Below are 25,600 nucleotides of genomic sequence, written 5' to 3'. Positions count from 1 at the left end.
ACCCCAGCTCTCCGACGAGGACAAGGCGAAAGTAGAGGCCATCCGCAGCCAGGTGAAAGACGGCACCCTGACCCAGGAGCAGGCCAAGGAGGAACTGAGCAAGCTGGGAATCGAAGGCAAAGTAATACGCTTTGGGGATGGCACTAACTTATTCGCGCAACTCAAAGACGCACAAGAAGCCAACGACGCAGCCAAGATCAAGGAACTCCTGCCGCAACTTCTGGAGCAAATGCAGGAAAACAGCCAGAAAATGGCCGACAGAATTTCCGGGGCCAATTAATCACAGCCAAAAGGCCTCGTTTTCAATAGATAACGCACCAGAGCGGACGAATGCTTTTAAAGCATTCGTCTACTCTGCTTATGTTTATAAAATTTTTATATAATAATGGAAGTTTTGGGGCGGACTCCTGGGAAGCCCGTGTTTTTGATATACTATTTACATGATGGAGCGATTTTAGGAGGGACAAAATTGTTTTGCATTCATCTGGTTGATGATGAGAAAAACCTCAATGAAATATTGTCCATGTATTTGCAGAAGGAAGGCTGGGAAGTTCGCTCTTTTTTAAACGGCGAGACCGCCCTTCAGGCCATCCAGGACCACCCGCACCTGTGGATCCTGGACATTATGCTGCCCGACATAGACGGTTATCACCTGCTGCGCAGAATAAAGGAGGAATCTCCCAGGGTTCCGGTAATCTTTATATCCGCCCGGGACGAGGTTTTGGACCGCATTATGGGATTGGAATTGGGCAGCGATGATTATTTGCCCAAACCTTTTTCCCCCCGGGAGCTGGTTATCCGCGCCCGCCGCGTACTTGAACGGGTTTACCAGCAAAATGAATCCAAAAGTTTTCATCTGCACCCGTATGTACTGGACGAGAGTAAACGATTGATAAAAAAAGAGCAGGAATTGCTTGAGCTCACGTCAAAGGAATTTGATCTGGCCTTGCTGTTTGCCAAAAATCAGGGCCAGGCATTATCCCGGGAGCAGATTATAGCCCATATATGGGGAGCTGATTATGTGGGCACCGACCGGGCAGTGGATGACCTGGTAAGGCGCCTGCGAAAAAAATTACCTGAATTGCGCATAGAAACATTATATGGTTTTGGCTACAGGATGGTATTTCAATGAAAAAGTTTCCATTAACCATAAAAATATGGCTGGCCTTATTTCTTACAAGTTTTTTGCTATATATAATTTTTTTGCTGATCATCCCGGATATTATACGCAGTTTTTTTACACTGCCGTTAATGGGTTCCGCTCCGCCGTCCGGCCTGATCGATAAAGAAAGACAGAATTTTGCCAGGAATTTCCCTGTCAGGCAATTCATTCTTCTGGACAACGGCACAACGCTTCCGGAAAAGGCCTTGGAAATGCTGCCGGCTTTTCTCTTGCAGGAGATATCCCGGAACGCAAAATCACAACAACAGCCTTTCCGCAAGTATGAATATATCAATGATCAGGTGCGCTATCACTATGTTATTAACAAGGTTGAAGCCTACGGGCATCCATTGTATCAAATATCCTTCCTGGCAAAATCCGAAGAAAATATATTCGTCCAGAGGTTATTGCTGCAATTCATGCTTTTTGCAGGCGGCGCCCTTATTCTAAGCTGGTTTGCCTCTCTGTTTATCGCCCGCTACTTGACCCGACCGCTGGTGCAAATGGAGCGGCACGTTAAACGTATAGCCGACAGGGACTGGCACGAGCCGCTGCAGGTAAAAAATGATGATGAGTTCGGACAACTGGGTCAGTCCATCGAAAGCATGCGCCGGCAACTGATACGGCAGGAAGAAATACAACAATCCATGATGCAAAATATATCCCATGAATTGAAAACCCCTGTTATGGTTATACGGAGCTATGCCCAGGCCATGCAGGACGGCCTTTACCCCAGCGGGGATCTGGCCGGCAGCATTAAAGTAATAGATGACGAGGGAGCCCGGCTGGAAAATTTAATAAAACAACTGCTTTGCCTGACCAGACTTGATTATCTGTCAACCCAGAAACCGGTCAACAACGTTATCAGATTGGATGAGTTCATTAAAGAAAATGTAGAGAGAATGCGCTACCGCCGGCTGGAAATCGACTGGGATTTGAACCTGCAGCCGGTGGAAATACTGGGAGATGAAGAAAAATGGCGGGTACTGGTGGAGAATATACTGGATAATAACCTGCGCTATGCTCATTCCTGCATCCGGATATCATTATCCGCTGAAAAGGAAAAAAATGAAATTATCATCCGGTTCTGCAATGACGGTTCAAAGATTGAACCCAATGTGCTGGATAAGATATTTCAGCCCTTTAGGAAAGGACAGGAAGGGAAATACGGCCTTGGATTACACATAGCCCAACGAATCATAAAATTGCATCAGGGAGAAATCCGCCTGGATAATATGGATGAAGAAAAAAACTGGGTATGTACAAATATCAAACTCCCATTATATCAAATAACTTAATCCGAAACTTTTCAAGCTAAAACCTTTTAATCTAAAACCATTCAAAAGAGAAGCAGGCTCTTTTATAGCCTGCTTCTCTTTTGGAAATATATCACAATAAAATATTATATACAGACCGGAAATTTATTGTTCCTGAAATATTACATATAATTTCACAATTCGTACATATAACCTTTAATTTTTCAGGCATTAATCGCAAATTGTGACAGAAGGCGCATAAAAATGCTTAATAAAAAGGCATCAACTTCTCCCATTTTTTTTATGAGTTCCGTGTTTGCCGTTCTTACTGAATCTGATTATTACCTCTTCATGTAAAAGTATGTCATCTATTGATATCGAATTATAATCAGCAAGCTCTATGCACTTGGCGCAATTATCACAGGTCTTGGTGGGATCCAAATCACATACAAAACATTCACAACAGTTATCGCAAAGTTTGCCTTCCTCCAAAATACACATTTTGGGAATTTTTTTCAGTTTGTTTCGATCTATCTTGATCAACGACAACTCATCCCTTTCTTTAACAGATGCCATATTACTGTTTAAGGATGCTGCCGGTATATCCTGCAATCTCTTAACTATTTTATTTTATTTTTAATTAAAATGCATTATTTTCTCCCCAAACGGACTGATCATAGAGTTTAAAGGAAATATATCCTGCTTAAATGCTCCTTGCAATTTTAAATACCGGTTATCTTTTGGTTAATTATCTGTATTGGGGATATTCTTCCTCCTCTTTGTTTACAAGAGTTATTTTTTATCTAATCGAAGAAACCGGTATAAAGATAGAACAATCCGGCGCTGGTTCTTTGGGCCAGCGGCAGCAAAATTAATGCGGCTTCATGATATTTATTTGTATCATATCTGCAAACATTATCATATAATCCATAGGATATAATGGAATTGTGTTTTAATATTTTATCTGTATCATTTAAATAGTATATCCCATTTCTATCGATTGTGAAGTCTAAATAATTTTTTGCAGCCCATTTTTCAAATTTCTGATGCCCGTTAAAGGCAATGCACCTGGAATGATGAGGAACGCAGAGATCCTGCACCAGATGGGCGGCGGCGCCAAGAAAAAATAATGACTTATTAATCTTTTTTTTATTCAAAAAATCCAGGGACAGTTTGAAATAGTTTCCACATTCAACAAGAGCGTTGGGCCAGGGGCTTAACCCCTCCTCCCGGTATGGATTGTAATAATGAGCAAAGCACTTCCAGCCATTATCGGCCCAGTCGGTCCCGCGATTGATAATGCCGATATTGCCCCGCAGAAATGAAACCGCCGGGCTGTTATTTTCGTTTTCAAGTATGGATATGGCCTGGGAGTTTATGAAACTGTGGGTTTTGTTTCCGGGATCAATGAGTTTCTGAATGGGCGTAGCCGCGGATAGAATGATTTTTGCCGCTTCCCAGGAACTGCTGTTGCCCCTCAAAGGATTTGGCCCCCTTCCAAACCGGTTCACTACTACTATAATACCCCAATTGTGTAAAATAATTAGGCTTTATTATTGAAGCCGGTCCGGCCCCGGCATTTTTCCAATAACTCGGGCCCTGGGCCCTGTGTCCGGAAATTTAAAAAAAGCCCCTGGGGGCTTTTTTTAAAGCTTCCGTTTACATTGAGGTTTTGGAGGCCATTTTATTCATTAAAATGTTGGCGGCCATATTAATTACAAGTATTAACAATATCAAAACCGTGGCCGTGCCGTAGGCCATTCTAAGGGAAACTCCTTCAAATGCCAGCAGATACAGGTGAATTGAAAGGGATCTGCCGGGATCCATTACAGAGGTCGGTATATTCAAAGAATTTCCGGCGGTCAGCAATATAGCCGCGGTCTCTCCCACAACCCTGCCAATACTCAGGATGATTCCGGTAAATATACCGGGTAGCGCGGTGGGCAGGACTATTCTGCAAATTGTCTGCCATTTTGTGGCTCCCAAAGCCAGGCTTCCTTCCCGGTATATCTTGGGGACGGTTTTAATTGCCTCTTCCGTTGTGCGGATTATGGTGGGAAGAATCATCAGGGCCACCGTAATCCCCCCGGATAGTATCGACCAGCTGAAACCCATAAAAATAACCAGGAAAGCAAATCCAAACAAACCGAAAATAATTGATGGAATTCCAGCCAGGGTTTCCGTTGCGAATTTTATGGCGCCGATGATTCTTTTTTTGCTGGCGTATTCGGTCAGAAATACTGCGGACAGCACACCCACCGGAGCGGCAAAGGCCAGAGAGACACCTATCAGGTAAAGGGTTGTGACAATTGATGGAAATATACCTCCCCTTCTACCCATATCTTCAGAAGATCCGGTCAGGAAGTCCCAGGACACCACAGCCAGCCCCTGCCCGAGAATATGAATCATTATGGCCAAAAGGCTGCCGATGGTAATCAATACGGATGCCCACAAAAATATTTTTGCTAATTTTTCCTCAACCAGGACAATAATTTTCATTATTCGTCACCTAACTTTTGCGGCACCAGCAGTAAAAAAGAATTTAAAATCACCGTTATTAAAAACAGTACAATACCCGTGGCAAACAATGCCTGATAGTGGTTGCCCCCGGCATATCCCATTTCAATGGCTATATTGGCGGTTAATGTTCTTACCGGATCGAGTATTGAACGCGGCACCACGGCCACATTGCCGGCCACAAGAATCACCGCCATGGTTTCGCCAAGGGCCCTGCCCATCCCCAGCACTATTGCCGCTAAAATTCCCGACCTTGACGTGGGAAGCACAACTTTTTTTATAGTCTGCCAGTGTGTGGCACCCAGGGCCAGTGACCCCTTTTTATATTCCGCGGGCACAGCCCTGATGGAATCCTCAGATATGCTAACGATGGTGGGAAGGATCATAATGGCCAGAATTATTGAGGCGGCCAGCACGCTGAATCCCTTGCCGCCCCATATATTCATTATCAAGGGCACAAGTACCGCCAGCCCGTAAAACCCGTACACCACGGACGGTATCCCCGCCAAAAGTTCAATGGCGGGGCGCAGTATCCGGGTGACTCTTTTGGGGGCTATTTCGACTAAAAATATGGCGCAGCCAACACCCAGCGGCACACCCAGTACCAGCGCGCCCGCAGTGACATACAAGGAACCCACTATCATGGGCAGTATGCCGAAAACGCCATCATCGGGACTCCATATATTACCAAACAAAAAATTGCCCGCCCCGTTTTCTTTAATAAAAGGAAAACCCTCGTAAAATATAAAAAAGCATATGAGCAGAACCACGAATACAGCCGTGGCCGCGCTTAAAAAGAGAATTTTTTCTGCAACCCTTTCATGTAGCCGTGACTGCATATCCCATCCCTCGATTGCCTTTGACAAAATTTATATTATTTTATTAAAGAGATATGAAGGTTTGATTGAGACCAGGTTAACTGTATGTTAAATCATGTTAATACAAATTATCACCAATTGCAAATTAATCTCAAAGGAGAAAGTTTGTGGGGATGCCGGGGGAGTAGCGGCTTAAAAAAATATGATTATATGTCAAAATAGCGGATTTTATGAATAATTTAACTGCAATTTAATAGTGTTTTAATCAATAATGATTAGAATTTTATAGAGTAGTTGATGATTTTTTTTGATAATGAGGGTTTATAATGCCCAAAAACATCCTTGGCAAGTTATTTAAGCAATCCATAAACGTTAAGGGAATGGATTCAACTCCGTTCAGGAATTTTTTTAGACATTTTAACGACAGAATAAAAGAGGTACTTGAGGGGAATAAGTCCCTGGTTCTTATTTTCATCGACATAAAGGATTTTCACAGTATTGAAATTCTGCACGGTTCCCGGGTGGCGGGCAAGGTATTAAAGCGAATGACCGAAATCCTTAACAACAAGGCGCCGGAAATGATACCCAACCGTGAGCAAATTCTATTGGTGGACAAGCTTCTGGGTGATGAATTTATTGTTGTATATAGTTTTGAAGGCGAACTGTCATACGAAGATCTGCAAAACATCAGCCTCTCCTGGCGCATGGCCTTCAAAGAATCGCTAAACAAGTCTATTTACGGCGAAACCGGCTCCATAGTGGATATTCACGTGGGCTGTACCGCCATTTACCCCGAAGGCAATGAAACCATCGAAAGCAAAATCTACTCCGCCCTCCGGGAAGCTCAGCAAAACGCCCGGGGTAAAATGGACCCCAAAAACGCGAGACTGCTTGACGAATTTAAAAAAATTATTGAAAACAATCAATTTACCATTCATTACCAGCCCATAGTATCCCTTTCCACAGGCATTGTTTTGGGCTGGGAGGCCCTGACCCGGGGGCCAAGGGATACCCATTTCAGGTCTCCCCAGGTCATTTTTAATTACGCGGCGGAGGTGGATCTCCTATATCCCGTGGAGAGGTCATGCCGTCACCTGGCCTTAAAAAATTTTGGAACCGCCGGGCAGGAACAAAAAATATTCATCAACATAAACCCCCTTACAATTAACGACTCCAATTTTGTAAAGGGCGAAACAATTAATTTTATAAAGCAGGCCGGGTTGTCCCATCGTAATATAGTTTTTGAAATTACCGAGCAGGCCGACCTGAGAAATTTGCCTCACTTTAAACGCACCCTGGAACATTATAGAAACCAGGGTTATCTTGTGGCCATAGACGACGCCGGCGCCGGGTTTTCCAGTTTGCAGGCGATAGCCCAAATCCGCCCTGATTTTATTAAGATGGACATGTCCCTGGTGCGTAATGTGGAGATCGATCCGGTTAAACGCGCCCTGCTGGAAACATTTGTTACCTTTGCTGAAAAGATTGGCAGTTTTATCATAGCCGAAGGCATTGAAACGGAAAACGAACTGCGGGCTTTAATTAACATGGGTGTGCATTACGGGCAGGGCTACTATCTGGGACGGCCGGTATATCCCAAGGTTATGCCCAGACCGGAGCTGTGCCTGGACATCGCCAGAATGGCCTCCAAAAACAAGCAACTTGCCTGGCGCCACTCAATCCCCGTGGGTGATATCGTGGAAAACTGCCTGACGGTAAAACCCAACACCCCGGTATTAAGAGTAAAAAAACTGCTGGAATCAAACCCGTCCATCAGCGGTGTCGCCGTACTGGACGGTTCCAAGCCCGGGGGACTGGTTATGAAACAATCACTATACGGGCAGTTAAGCACCCAGTACGGGGTGGCGCTTTATTCCAACCGGCCTGCAAAAATAATAATGGACAGCACCCCCTTGATTGTTGACTGGGCGACACCGGTGGAAACAGTATCCCAGGTGGCCATGTCCAGGGAAAAAGGACAGATATACGACCACATTATTGTTACAAGAAACGGGGATTATGCCGGCGTTGTCACGGTTCAGAACCTGATCAGCTCCCTGACCCGCATCCAGCTGGAATTCGCCAAGGGCGCCAATCCGCTGACCGGATTGCCGGGCAATAACGCCATAGAGGCTGAAATAAACAACAGGTTGAATGGCAGTAAAACTTTTATGCTGGTCTATGTGGACCTTGATAATTTCAAATCCTATAATGACAAATACGGTTTTGAAAATGGCGACCGCCTGTTGCTGCTTACTTCCAAAATAGTCGGCAGTGTTTTGAGAAAATGTGGTAATCCGGATGACTTTGTGGGCCATCTGGGGGGCGACGATTTTGTATTTATTACTTCTTCCCGCTGCGTCGACACTGTTTGCAATAAAATTATAAAATATTTCGACCGGCTGGTTCCCTCCCGCTATACCCAGGAAGACCGGCGCAAAAAGGGGCTGATGGGAAAGGACAGGGATGGAAACGATAAGTGGTATCCCTTTGTTTCCATATCCATAGCGGTGGTGGAATGCTCACCGGGCATTGACGACATTAACTCCGTGTCCAGAAATTCCGCTGAACTGAAAGCATATGCCAAATCCATCCCCGGAAGCGTATATACCCGGGACAGGCGGAAAAAAAGATAATCATACGGGGGCCGGCATCCTCCCCGGCCATGTAACATAATTTCCTGATATGGAATACTATGTAAAAAAGGAGGATTCTTATGGAGGGTAATAAAGTTTGTATTTCCTCTGCGATTAAATGTTGTCCCTATTGCGGCATGCCGCAGATATCCTGTAGCTGTAATAAAGGCTGTAAGATTAATTACCCTAAATGCGGGCAAAATCAACGGCCCCATACACACAAATATTTCGGATTTACAGAGCTGGCCGGCGAATGCAATCAGCACCTGCACCATTTTTACGGATATACAAGCCAGACCATCCCCAAATCAAACAGGCATTGTCATGCCATAATGGTTAACACCGACTCTGTGGAAAACCACCGGCACGACATAGGGCTGACCACCGAATCAGCCGTGTCTATCGGCAAAGGAAAACATATACACATAATAAAAGGTGTTACCACACTAAATGACAACCACACCCACGATTTCATCTTTACCACCCTTATCGAAAAAAACTCATAGGAATAATATATGGAGCCCGGAGCCGCCGGCTCCTTTTTTTTTCTTACACTGTTACCGTTGACAATAAAAAAATTGCAGGGTAATCCCTGCAATGCCGATTAAGCAATAACCCATCAACTGGCGGTAAATCTTTTATAAATGATTCTTCCCAGCCACCGGGCGGATAAATTAAAAAGCATTACGATGAATACCAGCACCGCCGCGGAGCCGTCCGCCACCCTTCTGATGTCCGGGATCATTGCCTCGGAATTGACTTTCCAAATATGCACCGCCAGGGTCTCCGCGGGTCTGAACGGATTTATCGGCGAGGACGGACTGGTGGGGTTGAAATCATGGAAATTCAAAGCGGGACTGCTCATGCCGGCGGTATATAACAGTGCCGCCGCTTCACCAAAAACCCTGCCGGATATTATTATGGTCCCCGTAACAAAACCCGGAAAGGCCGCAGGCAAAACCACCCTCCAGATTGTTTGCCAGCGGGTGGCCCCCAGGGCCAGGCTGCTCTCCCTGAGACTGTTCGGAACGTTGGCTATGGATTCCTCAACTATTCTCACCATCATGGGCAGATTAAATACCGTAAGCGCCAGCGCGCCGGAGGCCAGCGAATAACCCCAGCCGGTCATGTTAACGAAAATCAGCAGACCGAAAAGACCCACCACTATTGACGGCAGCGAGGTCAGGGTTTCGATGCTGAGCCTTATTATTTCAGTCACCTTTCCGGGCTGGGCGTACTCGGCCATATATATGCCCGCCAGCAGACCGATGGGAATGGTTATCATCATGGAAAGGAACAAGAGGTAAAAGGAATTAAATATCTGCGGCCCCACTCCCCCGCCGGCGGCGGAAGTCAGGGGGGGTTTGGTAAGAAAAGCATAGTCGATGGATTGGAACCCGTGATATAGAATATACCCCACCAGCACACCCAGTATTATCAATACCAGGGCCGCACCGGACCAAAACATCATGGTGGCAAGTTTATCGGCTAATCTCTGATTCATTGTACCACACCCTTCCGGGAGAAGAACCTGATTAAAGTTATAAAGAATAAAGACATGGTTAACAGCAGCAATGCCATTGACCAGAGGGCGTTGTTCCATAAATGCCCGGTTACCGTATACCCCATATCCATAGTAATCGCGCTGGTCAGGGTAATAATGGGATCCAGTATGGATGTGGGCAGCTTCCTGGTATTGCCAATTACCATCTGAACAGCCAGGGCCTCCCCGAAGGCCCTGGAAAGACCCAGTATTACACCGGTGATCAAGCCCGACCTGGCGGCAGGCACCAGCACAAGCCTGATTGTCTGCCAGCGGGTGGAACCCAGTGCCAGGGCGGCCTCTTTCCATTCTCCTGGCAGCGACCTCAACGCGTCGGCAGATACGCTGATGACGGTGGGCAATATCATCACCGACAAAACCAGAAAACCGGCCAATATGCTAAATCCCGAGCCGCCCATGCTTTCCCTGATAAAGGGCACCAGCAGGCTCAAACCCACGTATCCGTATACCACGGAGGGAATCCCGGCAAGAATTTCAATAGCCGGCTGAAGTACTTTATAAGCCCAGTTTTCGGCGATTTCAACCATAAACACCGCCACTATTATACTTAACGGGGCGCTAACCAATACCGCCAGCAAAGAAATTATCAGCGAACCAACAATAAAAGCAAAGGAGCCAACCAGCGGCCCGCCTTCCTCAAGAGGCCGATCCGGCCACCACTGGGTGCTGAAAAGAAAATGTAAAGGGCTGATCCCGTCCTTCACAAAGGTTGATAATCCCTTGGCGCTTATAAATATTACTATGGATACGGTAATAAAAATAACCACCAGGGCGCAGAACATGGTTATATTCTTACCAAAAATATCGTTATACTTTTTCCAGATCCTCCAGGCTGCTCCCGTCTCGTTTTCCCTGGACTTTAATACAATAGGTGACTTATTGTTATCGGTTTTGCCCATCTGTTTCCTCCTTCAAAAACCTCAACACACACTGAAAAAACATATTTAAGCGAGGCGGTTTCAAACCGCCCCGCCGTTGTTTTATTTATTATATATATTGAGCTAAATTATTGCTGGGTGATATTGCCCTGTGCATCCCTGGATACCTTCATTTCGGTTACGGGAATATAACCCAGTTCAGGTATCAGGGTTTTCTGTACATCTTCAGAAAGAATATAGTCAAGGAATGCTTTCTTGAGGCCGTCAGGCTCGCCCTTGGTGTACATGTGCTCATATGCCCAAACAGGGTATTGGCCTGACAGTATGCTTTCTTTAACGGGTTCAACGTCATCAATTTTAACCGGCTTTACGCTTCCGTCCAGGTAGGAAAGAGCAAGATAGCCGATTGCGCCGGGGGTTTCACCAATAATCTTACGCACGGTACCGGAGGAATCCTCTTCAATGCCCTGGGCTTCCTCTGCGTTGTCAATAGCGTATTTTTTGAAGGTTGCCCTGGTTCCCGAACCCTTGGGACGGTTGACCAGAACTATCTTTTGATCGACGCCGCCTACTTCCTTCCAGTTGGCAACTTTACCGGTGAAGATATCGATTAACTGCTGTTTGGTAAGATTGTCCACTCCCACTTTGTCGTTAACCACTGCGGCCATACCTACCACACACACTTTGTGGTCTACCAGCTGGGCTGCGTCGATGCCGTCTTTTTCCTCGGCAAATACGTCGGAGTTACCGATATCAGCCGCGCCCTGGGATACCTGGGTCAAGCCGTTGCCGCTGCCGCCACCCTGCACAACAATCTGGGCCTGGGGATTTTTAGCCATAAAGTCGGCCGCAGCCTTTTCCACCAGGGGCTGCAAAGCGGTGGAACCAACAGAGGTAAGGTTGCCGGAAACCTCTTCAGTCTTCGGCTCTTCTTTTTGAGCTTCGCCGTCCTGTGCGCCGCCGCCGCCGCAGCCGGCCGCTGCCAGGGCCATAATCAACATGGCAGCCGCCAAAATAATCCATTTTGATTTCTTTAACAATTAAATTCCTCCCTTAATGGTTTATAAATTTTATATTTTAAGTAGCTTTTGTAGCTACATACTTTTTTTGCTCATGAGCAGCCTGTTTTATTTTAGATATTGTTTGTTAAAAACTGCTTCATTTACGGTTAGCGGTATGTAAGGATATTTTTAAATTTTAATTAAGCCTTTAATTTATCACTGAACCTGTAGCCAACCCCCCGCACAGTCTCAATAAACTCCGGATTGGCAGGATCCCTCTCAATCTTTTGCCTTAAATACCTTATATGAACATCAACAGTCCTGGTTTCCCTAATGGCGTCAAACCCCCATATTTTTTCCAGCAGCACGTCCCTGCTGAAAACCCTGCCCGGATTGGACGCCAGCACCAGCAGTATTTCAAACTCCTTTGGAGACAGGTCGAGCCTTGTCCCTTCCAATATTGCCTCAAACCTTTCCGGCCGTATAATCATGTTGTTATGTTTTATTTCCTTTTCACTGCCCGGGGCAGTTGTTTTTTGGACATATTCCTGACGTCTCAGATTGGCTTTTACCCTGGCCAGCAGTTCCCGGGGGCTGAAAGGCTTGGTGATATAATCGTCCGCCCCCATTTCCAGACCGATAACCTTGTCCATCAACTCACCTTTGGCGCTCAGCATAATGATGGGTACAACCGCGGTTTTGGGATTTGCCCTGAGAGCCCGGCATACTTCAAAACCGTCCTTGTCAGGCATCATTATGTCCAGTATAATCAAGTCCGGCAAATACTCCTGGGCCATGGTCAATCCCGTTATGCCGTCACCGGCGGAGAGTACCTTAAAATTCTCCTTTTCCAGGTTAAATTTCAAGAGCTCAACAATGTTGGCCTCGTCATCCACCACCAGTATCATGGACATTATGACAGCCCCCTTCCTTCCATTGAGTAAAGAATAAATATATTTTGTTAAAAGCAAAAAAAGGCGACGTTAAAAATAAGTTACCCTTCTTTAATTTTAAGTAAATTTTTTCACCAAAGAGGGCTGTGCCGGAGAGAGTCCGACCGTCCAGTCCGGTCATTTTCTAAGCGCATCTCCGTCCATCAATGTAAAAAAGATGTGTTCAATATGGGATAATAAAATAAGCTAAATAAACTCTCAGTTGTGTCTCTAAGAGTATTATTTAGCCTATTCATTAATTATTTTGCCTGCTTTCATTCATGCAGACGATAATCATCTTCTCCGGATATTATTTTTATAGTTTGTATCAACTGTCTGACCAGCCATGGGTCCAATAAACAGTGCCTACAGCAGCCAGCCACAATCCTGCCTGCGGTCCACCACGGCATCTACGTATACAGTACCGTTTTTCACCTGAAAAGGCAGCCCGGTTAGGGCCGCTTTTTTAGCTCTAGCTCATTAATTCCTACTGCTACTAAGAAATGTCATCCTATCTGTTACAGGATTTCCACATACCCTTCCGCTCCGTTTACCCGGATCCGCTGTCCGTCTTTAATCAATCTGGTAGCGTTTTCCACGCCTACTACTGCAGGCAGGCCGTATTCTCTGGCAACTACAGAACCGTGGGTCATCATCCCACCCACTTCCGTCACCAAACCTTTGATGGATACAAACATCGGTGTCCAACTGGGGTCAGTAAATGTGGTGACCAAAATATCACCTTCCTCTATGGCGGCGTCCTCCATTTTTAAAATGACCCGTGCCCGGCCTTCAATGGTTCCGGATGAAACGGGTATGCCCGCCAAAGCACCTTTTGGGATGTTACCGGGCTCATATTCACCGGACATAACCTCGCCCTCGGACGTCATCACCCGCGGTGGCGTCAACTTCTCATAGACCTCGTATTCTTCTTTTCGTTTCGTTATAATGCTGTAATCCAGCAGGTTTGTACGAACGACCTCCCGGAGTTCCGCAAAAGACAGATAGTAGATATCCTCCTTCTCCCGGATAACCCCCTTTTGCACGAGCTTAACGGCCTCCTTCAGCAGGGCCTGCTTGAAGCTCCAGTAATGCCCAACCATCAAGTATTTCGGGTATTCCCGATAGCCGGTGAAATTGCGCAAACGGCTGATCATTTTTTTTGTCTTTTTGGCCTTTTGTTTTCCACCGGGCAACTGTTCCAAACGGTTTAGGAGATCCTGTTCCTTCTGCTTAGCTTCCAGCAGGCCTTGCTCAAATATGGCGTTATGAGCATTCGGCGCAAAGTTTTTGATGTTGCTGAGAATCATGGGGACAATGGCGGTCGGCTGTTCGCTGAAGCGGGGTCTGGTGATATCGATCTCACCGGAACAACGCCTGCCGTATTTTTCAAGATACGCCTGTATGGCGTGACTGACAGCACCGCCGCCTTCCAACTTGGCCAAGTCCTCAAAAAAAGTCTCGTCATTAACGTGTTGAAAATACTTCATCACCGCCGGATATTGCCGGACGACGTCTGCTACATCCAACAGCGCCAGCCCCATTTCCGAGGTAACGTTGTTGGCTACCGATTTGGAAAGCGAATCTGCCGCACTCTTTTCGCCCAGCCATTTTTCCATGTTCTTATTAATCCAACTCAGCGCTAATGAGCCGGCATAAACCACTCCCATACTTTTGGGGTCATACATGGCTTCTTTTAAGCGCTTGAGCTCTTCTATAATGAAGGCAAACAGTTTTTCTCCGGACAGGTTGGCGATCCTTTGCTGCAAATCTCTGATATATTCCTCATTTTGGGACATTAAAGTTTGAACAAGGCTTCCGTCGTTGCCGCGGTATATCTTGATCGCCTGAATGACCAGCGCCCATGAGAAATACCCTGTACCCATACTGAAGAACCCTTTCCCGCTGCGTGCCAATGATTTCATGAAGGCTTTCCGTTTCATCAAACTCTTGAGCGCATTAAGCACGAGAGGGTCAATTTTCCCCATAGAAGCGAGCACGATCATTCGTCTCACGGGAGAAGCCAAATCGCGCGCCAGATCGGAGAACAACCTCCCGCCGGCTTGAATGAGGAGAGTCTCCTTGGGTTTATCCTCCGGCTTATCTTGAAACCCTAACTCAAAAAAAGATAATCCCAATGGTTTCATGGCGTCGGTCATCATCTGCTGATGGCTGAAAGACATATACACATGGTTTTTCCCATCCTGCACGTCCGGTATGGGGTATAAGGTAGTGATGGGACGGCTCTGGACGATAAAGAATTTATTTTCATCCAGGCACCATTCGATATCCTGCGGACGACCGAAATAGGCCTCAATCGTTCTGCCCATGCGTTCAAGCTGTAATATCTGTTCGTCTGTCAGCGTCTGCATATTCTGACGTTCGGCCTCGATTTTTTTCTCCTCCGTTCCTCCTTCTTTTAAGGCATAGATAGCCAGCTTCTTAGCGGATATTTTCTTATCAACGATTCTGCCTTCACGTACCTTATAGATATCTGCGTTTACCAGTCCGGAGACCAGAGCTTCACCGAGCCCAAAGCTGGCATCGATGGATACAACCTTCCTGTTGGAAGTGATGGGGTCGGCAGTGAACATGATCCCTGCAGCCTGAGGGAAGACCATCCGCTGTATGACCACAGACAGAAGTACCTTGCGGTGATCGAAGCCGTTTTGGATACGGTAGGTCACGGCACGGTCGGTAAACAGCGATGCCCAGCACCTGCTGATATATCTCAGGATAGCTTCCTTTCCTATGATGTTCAGATACGTATCCTGCTGGCCTGCAAAGGAGGCCGTCGGCAGATCCTCCGCCGTGGCGCTGGAACGTACGGCATAAGCATTTTTTTCACCAAGTCGTGCAAGATGACGGGTAATCTCAATATCGATGCCTTTCGGAATAGCTGTTCCTTCGATGACCTTGCGGATTTTGGCGCTGATTTCACCAATACCTTCCCTGTTGTCTGCCTTTAGAAGGAACAGCTGATCCAGCAGTGAATGAAACTCCTCGTTATTCCCAATAATTTCTTTATACGCTTCGGTAGTAACGCAAAAGCCCTCCGGCACTTGTATCCCCGTTAGTCCGGATAGTTCCCCCAGGTTGGCGCCTTTGCCCCCGACCATCGCAAGCTTTGTTTTATCGATTTCCCAAAAACCAAGCACATATGAATTCATATACATTCCCCTTTCTGATATTTTAAATGTCAAACCGGCCAGGGAAGCATATCTGTCAATCCTTACACACTGCGATTCCTTCCTTGATAATTTTGATAGCATCATCGAGATTCTTTAAATACCTCTCCTTATCTGCTCCGTTCCTGTAATACTCATGTAAACTGAATGTTGAAATCATATTTATAACCAGTTCGGAATCAACTTCCGGTTTGATGAGACCGCGCTCTTTATCACGCTCAACCATTTTTACAAATTTTTCAGTGGATGATTTACGGATTTTCATAGTAATTTCACTGTTATCCATCTCCATCAGCATCGCTGCCTCGACATATCCCGGTTTTACTTTTCCCCGTTCAAGGAATTCTCTTGTGGTATGCGTAATCACTTCAAAAACGTCTGCATCCGGATCCATTCCTTTTACGTGGTTGAATAGTTCTATCTTTTCTTTTGAAGCTACCTCTATAACATAGAGATAGAGGTCTTCTTTATTATTAAAATATTGATAGAAACTGCCTTTGGGTATACCTGCATTCTTGATGATCTGGTTAACGGACGCCTGGCTGAAAGTCCGGATTGAGAACTCCTGCAAGGCAGCGTCGAATATTCGCTCTTTCTTTTCATTACTTAAATTGTAAAAAGTACTTTTGGGCATAGCTTTCGTCCTCCTTTAGCGAATGGGCAGTCATATTATTTATAAAGAAATTTATTTTTCTATTTGTGACCAGGTGGTCATGTGATGACTTTATTATATGACCACCTGGTTACATTATCAATGTCTTTGGCTTTCATCTATGAACTTAGTGTTTTTGCGGCTTTACCTTCAAAAACTCCGAATGTCATTTATAAATTACGAAGAAAACCGCCGCATTCCCGCGACGGTTTTCATGTATTTATATTCAATTGTTTTTACAGCAGCCAACCATAATCCTGCCGACAATCCACCACAGCGGTGATGTAGACAATACCGTCCTGAAGCTCATAGATTGCCAGATAGTGCTTCTCAAAAAGGAGTTTCCGATATCTTTAAAATTGGATAACTTCGTGCTCCAGCCATGGGTTCTGTCCGGGACAAATAAATTAACTGATAACATGTTATACCTCCACTCCATGCCGCCGCCCGTATTTGTGTATTTCCGTGATGATACTTTGAAGGCGGGATCGCATGGTGTCATCATCTTTCGCCTCTGTCACCCGCAAAGCGTATCGCTTTTGACAGGACGGGCGCATCTTCATAAAAACTGCCAGCCCGTAACCGTCAATGATTTCACACTTATTCTCTCTTGGCATCATTTCCTTGCTCATTTTTCCCTAACTCCGCCAGCTTGAACGCCGTGGTGGAGTTGCGTATGGTAATCTTCTGATAGGTTGCCCGCTTGGACACTGTGGCCCAACGTGTCCGTGAAAAGGTCTTCATCGGGGCAGACCAAAAGATGAGTTTGCCCCAGTAGGCGCATTTTTCATACTCTGGCTTGATTTCACCGACCTCTGCGCACACGTCCGCTGCCGTAGCGGGCGGGATGACGAAAATAGCGTTGTGTTTGGAATCGGGCTCGCCGCCCCACCAGTCCGGCGCGTGGGCGAGAGCGTCCGCGAGTTCCTCGGCGGTCAGGATGGCGACTGCTATATTCAGCCCGAACCGCTCGGCAACCAGAGTCTTGCAGTCCGTTTGTACGGCAGTAGTATCTTTATCGCTCGAAAAAATCACGTTACCGCTGTTGATATAAGTCCGGACATCGGAAAAACCGGCTTCGACAAATGCCCTTCTAAGTTGCCTCATGTCTATTTTGTTGTTCCCGCCCACATTGATGCCGCGCAGGAGGGCGATGTAGGTATGCATATTCCATTACCCTCTTTCCTGAATCGTTACCCGCACGGTATCTCCCGGCTGTTTGCCGATTTTGGCGCGGATGTCCTTGCGCAGACCGATGATGTAACAGATAGAACCGTCTGGGTTCTTCACGCCCATATTGACGATGCTCCCGTCATACGGCTCACCATCAAAGGTGGCGCGAACCCTGACTCGGCCTTTTCCGAACTCCGTTTTCACGTCATATGGGAAGGAGATGTACGCACCATCAATGTCGGGGACTTTTTGAATGAGTGTGTTATATTCGTAAATTTTATCGTTCATAAATCATCCTCCGATATTGTATTTTTCGCCGTGTGCGGGGTAGATTTGTGTTGCGCCGCAAGTGCGAATGTCATTCCAACTTATTAAAACTTCCTCCTTGCCGTAGCTTTCTATAGTTTCAAAGGACGGTAAATCTCCGACGAACGCCGCATTTCCGACAACAAGGCTTATACTGTCCTCAGAATGTCCGGGGGTATAAAGTATTTTCCCATCAATACTATAATCTGCCAAGATTTTGGCGGCTTCGCCAAGCTTTATTGGTGTTATATTATTTGCATCAAGCGGCACGAATTGCCCCTTTGGATTGTTTTTCTTTTGTTTAAAAAACTCGTTCAACCAGTCAATGTACGGCACTTGCCGTTCCAATATCAGCGGTTTTACGCCGTGTTGCCGCAAAAGTTCGACACTCCCCGCGTGGTCGGGGTGAAAATGCGAAACAAACACGCCTATAAGTTGACTGAAATCAACGTCGTATTGGCGCAACGATGTCTTGATAATTGGGAACGAATCCTGCCAACCGCAGTCAAACAAGATGTATATTTCGCCCTCTCCGATGAGGTACATGTTGGTGTGCTTATGCTTTATAGTGTATATGGTCAAAGTCTGCGCTCCAATTCTGCGCGATGCCGTCGGCCATTATACTATGTCGTCGCGCGGGGGATTTTTCTCCGTCACAAATGGGTAATTTCTTTCAGTTTATCATCAATTATTGTTTGCCGTATGTCGCGCGTCCATATTTTTTTGCATAGCCATCATGAAAGCCTATACAAAGTTTAATCATGAACTCTCTGTCAGAGAGGCCCGATTCCGCGGCCTGGCGCGCCATATACTCGGCAAAATCCTTGTATTTGCCGTTCATAACCTGCGTGAGCGCATCGAGGTGCATGTGGTAATTGCCGAGGAACGTGGCTACATACTTATCCCCTGCGGTATCGTATAACACATGGGTAATGGTTAGCGCGGCACATCCGTCCAAAGCCCAGCGAATCAGCCTGATAGTATTTTCATTTCTGAATTCCGGAGAAAATACTCCCGTTAATTTTTAGGAATTAGGTTTGTTGGGCTTGGGCCAGTGACCTCTATCGTAGAAGCTATCTGTGCACTACTGTCAAGTCAGCCGGTGGGCAATGATATATGCGTCGCTCTTGCATGGTGCGTCGGAATTATGCTGTTGCATATATCTTCGCGATGAGTGTTTATAAAGGTTATGCTTCTCAAAAAAAAGAAAAACATAGCCTCACGTGCTTCCGCCTGATGGCATTAATTATGTAGTTGTCTTGGGTTTATATGAAAACAAAGACCTCTTTGGCGTTTAGCTATGAATTTTGGCGTTTATAGGGCTTTATCTCTCTCTTCATCAGTGTAGTTTCCTCCAATATCCTCTTAGTGCTGAGGTGTACACCTCAGTCCTGTATGAATTCAGCGATTTTATTCTCTATCTCCGTTTTATATTTACTAAACCAAATTAAGTGGCTTTGCGCTGGAATCATCATGAGTTCAGCGCCTTTTATCTGCTTTGCCGCTTTTATCGAATTTTCCGGGCTTACAGATTTATCATAGGTACTGGCTATAATTAAGGTCGGCACGGTTATTTGAGTAAAGTCATCAAATGTGTGTTTAATATCATTCAGAAATCCCGCGCCGGACCGGGAAGCTAGAAGAAATTTAAGGACAGCGCGGCGTTCATTTTCATCCCAACTTTTTATAACTTCGTCAGCTTTAAGCGAGCTCAGCGCCGGAAGCAATAATTTAAGGAAAAGATCAGGTGCGTAACGTCCTATTTGCCGAAGTAATGCCCAAGTAAATTTTTCGCTTAATCTGTTAAATACGATAAGCGCACCTCTACGAGTACGCGAATCAGGCCAGGCTTCACAAGTCACAGCACTTTCAAGAATCAGCTTCGTTACCCTATTTGGATAGTTCCCCGCGAAATGTAATGCTGTCCGGCCTGCTGCCGATATACCTATGACAATAACTTTATCTATCATTAAGGCATCCAATAACGAGGACAGAGTATGTGCAAATTCTTCGGCTGTTCTACCGGAAATTGAAGGCGTTCTTCCATATCCGGGACGCGATGGAATAACCAGGCGATAGCCTTTTCCTAAGAAAAACTCTTCATGTTCAAACGGAGAGCAGCAGTTCGTATGCCCGCCATTAAGAACTAACACAACTGGACCATTACCTTCTGAACGATATTCAAGTAGACCTTTTTTCGTCTGAATTATTTCGACCATACTTCCTCCAAGTCATTGTCTGACAGACAACCGAAGCAGTCATCAACCGTGGCATTACTAACACCTTGAAAAATTTCTTCCGCCACTATTGCTTGAATGCCAGGTATGGCATGTTGTTTATTTGCCTTTAAATCCGTAAAAGTACAGCTTACCCAAATCGATTCGCTGGTTCATGGTAATTGAAGATGATAAAAGCCCATGTAATGCTTGAATATACATCAATATCGTCTCTGTTGGTATATCGTTGTTAATTTCTCCTTCTCGTTTGCCTTGCTCAATAAACTCAATAAAAATCGGCTTGATTTTTGTCTCGGCATATTGATTTAAAAATAACTGCACTTGTGGTGTTGCCAACAAATCATTATCGGCGAGGCCTTCTGTCTTTCCATCGGTTAATTCATCCACAGAATTCATTTTCTTGGAGTACATTAATTCAAATTTTTCCTTAAAGGATAAATCACGCTTCATATAATCAATAAACTCTTCTGCCTTCTTGTCCATATAACTGAATATTACTTGCCTGGCAAGTTCATCTTTATTTCCAAAAAAATTATATATGCTGACTTTTGAAACTTTCGCATTTTTAGCTATATCAGTAATTTTAACGTTGTCTATACCGTATTTTCTGAATAGTTCATATGCGGCGGACAAAATATCCTCAATTTTTGACTTTCTGCGTTTTTCAAAACCATTCATGAATATCACCTCGCTTGCACAACATAGTAACATAAATTATGAACGTTTTCAATATTTAAGTTCATTATTATTGACAAGAGGTATGCGAAAGTATATTATGAACATACACTAGGTTTGAGTTCATAAATTATTTTAAAGCGAAAGAAGGTTAAATAATGTCTGCTATAAGTCGTACAATAGCAAGAATGTATAAATTACTTCCAGCCGAAACCTACAATATTGCGGTTGACAAGGCGCTTGAGATCCCGATGCATGATGATGTTATATTACGTGCTGACCGGTATTACCCGCGTCATAAGGAAAACCTGCCAACATTGCTTGTTCGAACCCCTTACGGTCGTTCTCGTCTCGGTACCATATGGGGATATATATTTGCCGAACGCGGTTTTCAAGTGCTTATCCAGAGTTGTAGGGGCACCGATGATTCTGAGGGTGAGATAAGTCCCTTTCGCGGAGAAGGCGAAGATGGGATGGCAACACTTGAATGGATAAAGAATCAGAACTGGTTCGACGGCAGGCTGGGGATGGCCGGTCCGAGTTATATGGGGTTCACTCAGTGGGTGATAGCACGCGACGCGGGCACTATGTTGAAAGCCTTCTGTACGCAAGTCACTACCTCGGAATTTTTTACTGCGATTCATCCCGGCGGCTCATTTGCGCTGGAAATATTTCTGCAATGGGTGCAAATTACAAACAGCTTTAGTAGTTCGATTTTTCATTATTTACGCTCTGCTGTTAACATGAAACGCGTTATGAAAGCTGCGATATCTCATTTGCCATTACGTGCCGCAGATGAAATAGTGGTAGGTAAACCAATGAAATATTGGCGTGACTGGCTGCAGCATACGAATTACGATGAGTGGTGGTCGGCTGATGATTATAGTGATACAGTGGCAAGCGTTACGGCCCCCAACCATTTAATAAGCGGTTGGTATGATTTTCTGCTTCAACAGTTGCTGAGGGACTATGACTCACTGGAAAAAGCGGGCCGAAGACCTTATCTAACCATTGGCCCGTGGGCCCACAGCAGCAACGGATTAGCTGAAACCGGACTACGTGAATCACTGATATGGCTGAACGCACATATACTCGGAAAGACAGAAGCCCTCCGTACCTCACCCGTTCGCATTTATGTGATGGGAGCGAATGAATGGCGTGATTTGTCAGCATGGCCTCCAAGCAATACACAAAATCAGCACTGGTATCTTCAGCCGGAATCGGCGCTCAATATGGTCATGCCTCCTGATTCACATGCTAGCCAATTCCGTTATGATCCTAATAATCCAACGCCTAATGTAGGTGGCGCCACAAACGCCACACTTGCAAGAGGTACAGGTGCAATGGACAATCGCAAATTAGAAGCACGTCCCGATGTACTCATCTTTACCAGCACACCGCTGGAGCAGGACACAGAGGTCATTGGCCCGGTATCGGCTGAGTTGTATGTAAATTCAAGCCTTGCATACACTGATTTCTTTGTACGTCTGTGTGATGTCCTGCCATCCGGCGAGTCCATGAATATCTGTGATGGCCTGTTGCGCTTGACCCCAGGCAATCCTGAACCAGTGCCCGATGGCATTCTTAAAATCAATATTATGCTTTCACCAACAGCATACCGTTTCAGACGTGGCCATTGCATCAGGGTACAGGTTTCCAGCGGAGCGCACCCCCGCTTTGCGCGAAACACTGGATCAGGTGAGCCTTTGGCTACTGCAGCAACTATGAGGGTAGCAGATCAAAAGGTTTATCATGACCCTGCTCATCCGTCGTCGATACTTTTACCAATATTGCTCTAATTATGTGAAAAGAGAAGAATAGGATATCCCTTTCTCGTTATCAACGGGATAGGCAATTAATATCTGCATTATTGTAAAGCAAAGGAACCTAGACCGCTAAGGTTCAAGTCCCTTTGCTTTACAAATGTACGGTTAAGACAAAATGGATCGAATGATCGCCCTCACTAAATCGATCCCTATTCCCGCTCGAGTTATAATCAACCTTAAAACTGCCATCTTCAAAAACCCTAATGTCATCTATAAAATGCCCTAAAAAACCAGGCCCCAAAACGCACTTTACGAGCTCGATTTTTGCTCATTTTTCACTCCAAAACCACTATATATAGTGGTTGACCCGCCTCATTTGCCATTAGAACCACTATTTGTCATCAGAATTACCGTCTCAACGTGCGCCGTCCTTGGGAACATATCTACTGGAAATGATGCATATCATTAGTACTATATTGTGCAATTAGTGCATAATTATTATGTCATCATTTTTATACTCTCAAGGATTGGGGAGTAATGTTTGTGCTAATACTGGACATTGACAACAGGGATGTATCCGTATAATGTTATAATAAACTACATTACTTATTATATTGAATGTTGAGTGAAAAGATATGGCTAATAAAAAGAAGCTGAATATTATTAAAGCGATACATACTTCTATCTGGCTGTTTTATGTCTTAATATTTTTGTATATCCTTTATGCAGGTATTTACAGTAGGCTCACTACATTGCTATGGTGCGCAATCGGACTGGTTTTTCTGGAGGGTATCGTATTAATTGTGAATCATTGGAGGTGCCCGCTTACTATTCTGGCCTACAACTATTCAAATAATCGCGAAATTGGGTTTGATATTTTTCTGCCGAAAATACTTGCAAGACATAACAAGACCATTTTTTTAGTTTTATTTATTGGCGAAATGCTCTTGGTTTTATATCGAATACTCAGCTGAACTTTTTTCAGATTCAGCAGAGAGCATGAAGAATACTTTAAAGCTATTATGGAGTATGAGACGCATGAACCGGACATACAGGCCGGTATTGAAAATGAAGCGAGAACCGAGTGTTACCATCCCGGCGAGCAGATGTTCGGTTATCTTACCCGGGCGCTCCATAAGGGCGTGGCTGAAGGCAGCCTGCGCTCCGGCCTGGAGGTCGAGAAGGCCGCCCTCATACTGTGGGCATGCACGATAGGCATCTTTGTCACAGGGGAAAGAAAAAGCCAATATCTCATTGAATTCCACAAAACCAAACCGGAGTCATTCGTGACGGCTGCTTACGACTTGATCTTGCGTTCCATAAGCAAAGAGGCGGATTAAATGAAAAAGGAGAAGACATTGAAAGTAATTGCCTTTTCTGTCGCCGGCATTGTCGGATTATGCCTCGTCATCATTGCTGCGCTGTTTATTATCAGCGGTTTCTTTATGCCTAAAAAATACATGGAGCCGTGGCAAAAGGATTATGCCACGCAGTTTTCCGACCCGAGAGTAAGTCTCGCAGCAGTCGGGTTGCTCGCGGCGAGCAATCATAACATGCAGCCCTGGAAAATAAAGCTCGACAAGGCAGACCCTATGGTATTTTATCTCTATGCCGACAGCACGCGCAGAACCGAAGAGGTTGACCCCAATTCACGCCAGATGATGATTTCGCAAGGGACATTTTTGGAATACGTCGCTGTGGCCGGCGATAAGACTGGATGGCACACCGATATCACCCTATTTCCGGACGGCGTTTATGACGAATCCCATCTCGCTCACAGTATGGATTTGAAGCCAGTGGCGAAAATTACACTCTCAAAAACACACCCCCAAGATGACAAGCTTTACAGCGCGATGTTCCTGCCCGACACCAACAGGGAGGCTTATAAACCGGAAAAGCTTAATGCCGAGCAAGAGAATGCGTTAACTTCACTATCGGCACAGGACGGATTATACGTAAAGCTCTATCAGGACACAGCCGATCTGTCCAAGATCGGCGGATTCGCCATTCAGAGCGCGGCGATCGAGTCAAGCGTTACCCGGGTGATGGATGAATCCAATGCCATTTTCAGGCCCAACGAGTATCTGAAGGACAAATACCGCTATGGCTATTCTGTTGAAGGGCAGGGCTCTGCTGGCTTTATGAAGAATATCATACAGGGGCTTGTCACCATTTTCCCAACGCTCAACACCGGAAAAGCCGCGTCTGAAAATTTCATCAAATACACACGCGCCTCGGTTGACAGCACTCCCGCTTACGCTATGATCGTGACTGACGACAACAGCAGAATTACACAGATTGAGAGCGGGATGCTGTACAGCAGGCTTGTGCTGACAGGCCATGAGTTGGGGCTTGCCATGCAGCCGCTCAGCCAGGCACTGGAGGAATACCCCGAGATGAAGGCGCCTTATGACGGCCTGAAGCAGGCTTTTGCGCCGGGCGGTACCATCCAGATGCTTTTCCGCGTGGGAGAACCCACAAAGGATACCCCGCTGAGCATGCGGCGTGATGTTGGAGATTTGATTATATATTATGATTTTGACAGTTTGTATAAACTGTCTGACCAGCCATAGGTCCCATAAACAGTGCCTACAGCAGCCAGCCATAATCCTGCCTGCAGTCCACCACGGCATCTACGTATACAGTACCGTTTTTTACCTGATAAACCAACAGATAACGCTTTGCCGCTATTCTTTAGCCTTGGCAAATCCCCGGCCAGAGTACCGGGGTAACAGAATTAATGTACTAGTAGAGTGATTCCAAATTATAGTTGCAATAATATCTAGCAGGGTATACGATTCTCTTAACGAAATTAACGTTAGGGGGATCATTCTATGCC

At 45.5% G+C, this 25,600-nt stretch carries 23 protein-coding genes and 3 pseudogenes; 9 read left to right on the top strand and 17 right to left on the bottom strand.

Annotated features, from left to right (window positions below):
- The 3 genes and pseudogenes from DCCM_RS18490 to DCCM_RS06735 form a co-directional block, all read left to right on the top strand.
- Positions 1–280, top strand: a pseudogene (locus tag DCCM_RS18490) (hypothetical protein); the annotation flags it as partial.
- A gap of 189 nt (positions 281–469) precedes the next feature.
- Complete coding sequence (locus tag DCCM_RS06740) at positions 470–1,132, top strand: response regulator transcription factor (RefSeq protein ID WP_269433736.1); 663 nt, start codon at positions 470–472, stop codon at positions 1,130–1,132.
- Positions 1,129–2,460 (top strand): sensor histidine kinase, encoded by a 1,332-nt coding sequence (locus DCCM_RS06735; RefSeq protein ID WP_104371673.1) that lies wholly within the window; start codon positions 1,129–1,131, stop codon positions 2,458–2,460. The genes DCCM_RS06740 and DCCM_RS06735 overlap by 4 nt, the downstream gene beginning before the upstream one ends.
- A 761-nt stretch (positions 2,461–3,221) precedes the next feature.
- On the opposite strand, the gene DCCM_RS06725 is transcribed toward DCCM_RS06735, so the two are convergent.
- The 3 genes from DCCM_RS06725 to pstC (DCCM_RS06715) form a co-directional block, all read right to left on the bottom strand.
- Positions 3,222–3,899: a zinc dependent phospholipase C family protein gene (locus DCCM_RS06725; protein WP_165792040.1), complete on the bottom strand. Its 678-nt coding sequence runs from the start codon at positions 3,897–3,899 to the stop codon at positions 3,222–3,224.
- A 178-nt stretch (positions 3,900–4,077) separates the two neighbouring features.
- Positions 4,078–4,917, bottom strand: coding sequence for a phosphate ABC transporter permease PstA (pstA, locus tag DCCM_RS06720; RefSeq protein WP_104371671.1), 840 nt, complete (start codon positions 4,915–4,917; stop codon positions 4,078–4,080).
- Positions 4,917–5,774, bottom strand: a complete 858-nt coding sequence (gene pstC / locus DCCM_RS06715) for a phosphate ABC transporter permease subunit PstC (RefSeq protein WP_104371670.1) — start codon at positions 5,772–5,774, stop codon at positions 4,917–4,919. The genes pstA (DCCM_RS06720) and pstC (DCCM_RS06715) overlap by 1 nt, the downstream gene beginning before the upstream one ends.
- A gap of 305 nt (positions 5,775–6,079) precedes the next feature.
- Between pstC (DCCM_RS06715) and DCCM_RS06710 the strand changes: the two genes are divergently transcribed.
- Both DCCM_RS06710 and DCCM_RS06705 read left to right on the top strand, forming a co-directional pair.
- Entirely contained in the window at positions 6,080–8,389 is a 2,310-nt protein-coding gene (locus tag DCCM_RS06710; protein ID WP_104371669.1) for a GGDEF domain-containing protein, read from the top strand.
- A gap of 80 nt (positions 8,390–8,469) precedes the next feature.
- Positions 8,470–8,895, top strand: coding sequence for a YmaF family protein (locus DCCM_RS06705; protein WP_104371668.1), 426 nt, complete (start codon positions 8,470–8,472; stop codon positions 8,893–8,895).
- A 113-nt stretch (positions 8,896–9,008) separates the two neighbouring features.
- Here the strand turns inward: DCCM_RS06705 and pstA (DCCM_RS06700) are convergent, their stop codons facing one another.
- The 11 genes from pstA (DCCM_RS06700) to DCCM_RS06645 form a co-directional block, all read right to left on the bottom strand.
- Entirely contained in the window at positions 9,009–9,893 is an 885-nt protein-coding gene (gene pstA, locus DCCM_RS06700; RefSeq protein ID WP_104371667.1) for a phosphate ABC transporter permease PstA, read from the bottom strand.
- Complete coding sequence (gene pstC / locus DCCM_RS06695; protein WP_104371666.1) at positions 9,890–10,852, bottom strand: phosphate ABC transporter permease subunit PstC; 963 nt, start codon at positions 10,850–10,852, stop codon at positions 9,890–9,892. The genes pstA (DCCM_RS06700) and pstC (DCCM_RS06695) overlap by 4 nt, the downstream gene beginning before the upstream one ends.
- Before the next feature lie 107 nt (positions 10,853–10,959).
- Entirely contained in the window at positions 10,960–11,871 is a 912-nt protein-coding gene (locus DCCM_RS06690; RefSeq protein ID WP_104371665.1) for a phosphate ABC transporter substrate-binding protein, read from the bottom strand.
- Between the two features lie 161 nt (positions 11,872–12,032).
- On the bottom strand, positions 12,033–12,746 hold the full coding sequence (locus tag DCCM_RS06685; protein WP_104371664.1) for a response regulator transcription factor: 714 nt from the start codon (positions 12,744–12,746) through the stop codon (positions 12,033–12,035).
- A gap of 536 nt (positions 12,747–13,282) precedes the next feature.
- Positions 13,283–15,934 (bottom strand): phosphoenolpyruvate synthase, encoded by a 2,652-nt coding sequence (gene ppsA / locus DCCM_RS06675; RefSeq protein ID WP_104371663.1) that lies wholly within the window; start codon positions 15,932–15,934, stop codon positions 13,283–13,285.
- 55 nt (positions 15,935–15,989) lie between these two features.
- Complete coding sequence (locus DCCM_RS06670) at positions 15,990–16,586, bottom strand: TetR/AcrR family transcriptional regulator (protein ID WP_104371662.1); 597 nt, start codon at positions 16,584–16,586, stop codon at positions 15,990–15,992.
- A gap of 440 nt (positions 16,587–17,026) precedes the next feature.
- Positions 17,027–17,236 (bottom strand): YdeI/OmpD-associated family protein, encoded by a 210-nt coding sequence (locus tag DCCM_RS06665; protein ID WP_104371661.1) that lies wholly within the window; start codon positions 17,234–17,236, stop codon positions 17,027–17,029.
- A complete protein-coding gene (locus tag DCCM_RS06660; RefSeq protein ID WP_104371660.1) occupies positions 17,205–17,771 on the bottom strand; it encodes a DUF1697 domain-containing protein in 567 nt (188 codons plus the stop codon). Before DCCM_RS06660 ends, DCCM_RS06665 begins: the two co-directional genes overlap by 32 nt.
- Positions 17,772–17,777: 6 nt before the next feature.
- Positions 17,778–18,065: a DUF1905 domain-containing protein gene (locus tag DCCM_RS06655; RefSeq protein ID WP_104371659.1), complete on the bottom strand. Its 288-nt coding sequence runs from the start codon at positions 18,063–18,065 to the stop codon at positions 17,778–17,780.
- A gap of 3 nt (positions 18,066–18,068) precedes the next feature.
- Positions 18,069–18,665 (bottom strand): MBL fold metallo-hydrolase, encoded by a 597-nt coding sequence (locus tag DCCM_RS06650; protein ID WP_104371658.1) that lies wholly within the window; start codon positions 18,663–18,665, stop codon positions 18,069–18,071.
- A 106-nt stretch (positions 18,666–18,771) separates the two neighbouring features.
- On the bottom strand, positions 18,772–19,041 hold the full coding sequence (locus DCCM_RS06645; protein ID WP_104371657.1) for a hypothetical protein: 270 nt from the start codon (positions 19,039–19,041) through the stop codon (positions 18,772–18,774).
- Between the two features lie 93 nt (positions 19,042–19,134).
- Here DCCM_RS06645 and DCCM_RS19175 point away from each other — a divergent pair.
- A pseudogene (locus tag DCCM_RS19175) lies at positions 19,135–19,337 on the top strand (hypothetical protein); the annotation flags it as partial.
- 131 nt (positions 19,338–19,468) lie between these two features.
- Here the strand turns inward: DCCM_RS19175 and DCCM_RS06635 are convergent.
- Positions 19,469–20,302 (bottom strand): alpha/beta fold hydrolase, encoded by an 834-nt coding sequence (locus DCCM_RS06635; protein ID WP_104371656.1) that lies wholly within the window; start codon positions 20,300–20,302, stop codon positions 19,469–19,471.
- 117 nt (positions 20,303–20,419) lie between these two features.
- On the bottom strand, positions 20,420–20,998 hold the full coding sequence (locus DCCM_RS06630) for a TetR/AcrR family transcriptional regulator (protein WP_165792039.1): 579 nt from the start codon (positions 20,996–20,998) through the stop codon (positions 20,420–20,422).
- Positions 20,999–21,153: 155 nt separating this feature from the next.
- Here DCCM_RS06630 and DCCM_RS06625 point away from each other — a divergent pair, with 155 nt between their 5' ends.
- The 3 genes from DCCM_RS06625 (at position 21,154) to DCCM_RS06610 (ending at position 25,334) form a co-directional block, all read left to right on the top strand.
- A complete protein-coding gene (locus DCCM_RS06625; RefSeq protein ID WP_104371654.1) occupies positions 21,154–22,794 on the top strand; it encodes a CocE/NonD family hydrolase in 1,641 nt (546 codons plus the stop codon).
- A gap of 989 nt (positions 22,795–23,783) precedes the next feature.
- Positions 23,784–24,101: a hypothetical protein gene (locus DCCM_RS06615; protein WP_104371652.1), complete on the top strand. Its 318-nt coding sequence runs from the start codon at positions 23,784–23,786 to the stop codon at positions 24,099–24,101.
- A complete protein-coding gene (locus DCCM_RS06610; RefSeq protein WP_104371651.1) occupies positions 24,102–25,334 on the top strand; it encodes an Acg family FMN-binding oxidoreductase in 1,233 nt (410 codons plus the stop codon).
- Positions 25,335–25,350: 16 nt separating this feature from the next.
- Here the strand turns inward: DCCM_RS06610 and DCCM_RS19170 are convergent.
- Positions 25,351–25,443: pseudogene (locus DCCM_RS19170) on the bottom strand (type II toxin-antitoxin system RelE/ParE family toxin); the annotation flags it as partial.
- Positions 25,444–25,600 lie beyond the last annotated feature (157 nt).

The sequence above is a fragment of the Desulfocucumis palustris genome (assembly GCF_002933875.1).
Taxonomy (GTDB): domain Bacteria; phylum Bacillota; class Desulfotomaculia; order Desulfotomaculales; family Desulfocucumaceae; genus Desulfocucumis; species Desulfocucumis palustris.
The sequence above is the reverse complement of the archived record's forward strand: the minus strand, read 5'-3'. Positions and strand labels throughout refer to the sequence as shown.

Coding starts and splice junctions, on each gene's coding strand:
- DCCM_RS06705 (WP_104371668.1), top strand. CDS start 8,470: ATGGAGGGTAATAAAGTTTGTATTTCCTCTGCGATTAAATGTTGTCCC.
- DCCM_RS06685 (WP_104371664.1), bottom strand. CDS start 12,746: ATGTCCATGATACTGGTGGTGGATGACGAGGCCAACATTGTTGAGCTC.
- DCCM_RS06670 (WP_104371662.1), bottom strand. CDS start 16,586: ATGCCCAAAAGTACTTTTTACAATTTAAGTAATGAAAAGAAAGAGCGA.
- DCCM_RS06615 (WP_104371652.1), top strand. CDS start 23,784: ATGGAGTATGAGACGCATGAACCGGACATACAGGCCGGTATTGAAAAT.
- pstC (WP_104371670.1), bottom strand. CDS start 5,774: ATGCAGTCACGGCTACATGAAAGGGTTGCAGAAAAAATTCTCTTTTTA.
- DCCM_RS06660 (WP_104371660.1), bottom strand. CDS start 17,771: ATGCATACCTACATCGCCCTCCTGCGCGGCATCAATGTGGGCGGGAAC.
- DCCM_RS06735 (WP_104371673.1), top strand. CDS start 1,129: ATGAAAAAGTTTCCATTAACCATAAAAATATGGCTGGCCTTATTTCTT.
- pstA (WP_104371667.1), bottom strand. CDS start 9,893: ATGAATCAGAGATTAGCCGATAAACTTGCCACCATGATGTTTTGGTCC.
- ppsA (WP_104371663.1), bottom strand. CDS start 15,934: ATGAATTCATATGTGCTTGGTTTTTGGGAAATCGATAAAACAAAGCTT.
- pstA (WP_104371671.1), bottom strand. CDS start 4,917: ATGAAAATTATTGTCCTGGTTGAGGAAAAATTAGCAAAAATATTTTTG.
- DCCM_RS06610 (WP_104371651.1), top strand. CDS start 24,102: ATGAAAAAGGAGAAGACATTGAAAGTAATTGCCTTTTCTGTCGCCGGC.
- pstC (WP_104371666.1), bottom strand. CDS start 10,852: ATGGGCAAAACCGATAACAATAAGTCACCTATTGTATTAAAGTCCAGG.
- DCCM_RS06635 (WP_104371656.1), bottom strand. CDS start 20,302: ATGGTCGAAATAATTCAGACGAAAAAAGGTCTACTTGAATATCGTTCA.
- DCCM_RS06655 (WP_104371659.1), bottom strand. CDS start 18,065: ATGAACGATAAAATTTACGAATATAACACACTCATTCAAAAAGTCCCC.
- DCCM_RS06710 (WP_104371669.1), top strand. CDS start 6,080: ATGCCCAAAAACATCCTTGGCAAGTTATTTAAGCAATCCATAAACGTT.
- DCCM_RS06625 (WP_104371654.1), top strand. CDS start 21,154: ATGTCTGCTATAAGTCGTACAATAGCAAGAATGTATAAATTACTTCCA.
- DCCM_RS06665 (WP_104371661.1), bottom strand. CDS start 17,236: ATGAGCAAGGAAATGATGCCAAGAGAGAATAAGTGTGAAATCATTGAC.
- DCCM_RS06630 (WP_165792039.1), bottom strand. CDS start 20,998: ATGAATGGTTTTGAAAAACGCAGAAAGTCAAAAATTGAGGATATTTTG.